Raw genomic sequence first — 261 nt, 5'->3', positions numbered from 1 at the left:
ATCTTCGTAATGGGTTGTATTGAATGACGTCGAAATAGAGATATCTCTCCAGTCACCAATATCAACATTAAAACCTGCCGTGATGTTGGCGGTCGTGGAGGCGTCTGCATTCCACCAGGTTTGATGTAGCAGGTTGGCGTAAAGATTGAGGTTTAGTGGGGTAATCGGTTGGCCCACAGATAAGCTGATCGTCTGTTTTTCGTCCTGCGCATCGCTGTCGTTGTATTTGTGATCCAGATAGTTGGCGTAGCTGTGAAAATG

The 261-nt window shown here is 46.4% G+C and carries 1 protein-coding gene; it reads right to left on the bottom strand.

Annotated elements, in window-relative coordinates:
• On the bottom strand, positions 1 to 261 hold a 261-nt coding region (locus SB765_RS30835), incomplete at both ends, for a fimbria/pilus outer membrane usher protein (protein ID WP_410932648.1).

Origin of the sequence: Pseudomonas sp. SIMBA_067 (assembly GCF_046534675.1) — a bacterium.
In the GTDB taxonomy this organism is placed as follows: domain Bacteria; phylum Pseudomonadota; class Gammaproteobacteria; order Pseudomonadales; family Pseudomonadaceae; genus Aquipseudomonas; species Aquipseudomonas putida.
This window is presented reverse-complemented; position numbering and strand designations above follow the sequence as displayed.